This is a genomic window from Catenovulum sp. 2E275, assembly GCF_025515275.1.
In the GTDB taxonomy this organism is placed as follows: Bacteria; Pseudomonadota; Gammaproteobacteria; order Enterobacterales; family Alteromonadaceae; genus Catenovulum.
Map to the genome: position 1 here is coordinate 1 of NZ_JAOPFU010000106.1, position 1,189 is coordinate 1,189.

General features: G+C 34.1%; 2 protein-coding genes. Both read left to right on the plus strand.

The genetic code is table 11. The annotated features are described in order from the left end of the window. Positions 1 to 120: 120 nt before the first annotated feature. Positions 121 to 438 (plus strand): hypothetical protein, encoded by a 318-nt coding sequence (locus N7931_RS19230; RefSeq protein ID WP_262795956.1) that lies wholly within the window; start codon positions 121 to 123, stop codon positions 436 to 438. 110 nt (positions 439 to 548) lie between these two features. Continuing rightward, positions 549 to 1,082, plus strand: coding sequence for a hypothetical protein (locus N7931_RS19235; RefSeq protein ID WP_262795957.1), 534 nt, complete (start codon positions 549 to 551; stop codon positions 1,080 to 1,082). Positions 1,083 to 1,189: the final 107 nt, after the last annotated feature.

Here is a 1,189-nt window from a genome sequence, read left to right on the forward strand (position 1 = left end):
TTCATGAAATGATTAATTTAAAGCTTATTGGAATGATGTTGTTAGACTCAATATTGAAAAGTTCTATACACACTTCTGATGATTAAGCTGTTATAAGCTACTTTAAACATGGAGTAATAAGTGGAATTTAATAAAGCAAAATTAGTTATAAACACTTTAGCCGAACATGGAAAGTCTGGTTGTGGGATTATTTCTCTTTCAAATCAAACAAATATAAGCCAGCAAGAATTGCGAGAATTCCTTAATTCACACAATGATTTTTTTTGTAAAATCGGAAATGAATCCAAATACACAATTAATTCTTTTAGTGAACATAACGGCTCACCTGAACTAATGATTAAAGAGTATTCTAAAAACATAGCCATATCTAAAATTTCAATTTACTTATTGGTCGCCGCTGGTATTTTCGTGTTTGGGTATTTGCTTGGTAGCTTATAACAATGCAATTATGAGGGGACGCAAAAAGCTTGGCTCGCGTCACTTCGTTCCTAATTTTAGCCAAGCTTTTATGCGCCCCATATTGCGGCGTTAGCCCGAAAGGAGATATTTTGCCATCAACTAATATTATTGAGTTTGTAAGTTTTTGGGGAGGAATAGCTTCACTTATTGCGTTAGTAGTTTTAGCTATTCAATTTCTTAGAAAGGTTAACAAACAATTAAAAATAAAAGCGGATGAACAAGGTAAGCTTGCAGATTCGCTTCGAGATGAAATAAGTGAATTGGCCCAAAAAGGTACAACAGCACAAAGAAAACACGAAGTGTATACATTTATAAATTCAATCATCAATCGTAATCGGCATTTCGAAGCAAGCTATAGAATACATGTGGTTTTTGGAGTTGCACAATTTTCTCTTTTATTATCGGCCGGAACATTTCTCGTAGTAAAAATGGATTTTCGGGGTTATTTCGAACTGTCCGGATTTTTTAAGGAGTACATAACTCCTTTAATTCTTTTATTCTTCTCGGGCGTGGTTTTAAGTATGGTGTGGCTTTATAGTTCAATCTCTAAGTACTCAAAACGAACAGATGCAATTGAGGATGGGTTATTGAGAGCCTTAAAAAATAATATAGACAAAATGTAGTGAAAATCAGCCTAACAAGAGACTATGGTGTCAATAACTAATTTTAAGTTTTCGGCGCTTCCCATAAAACGCCGTCCCGAAGCATTGAATTTAAGATCACTATCATC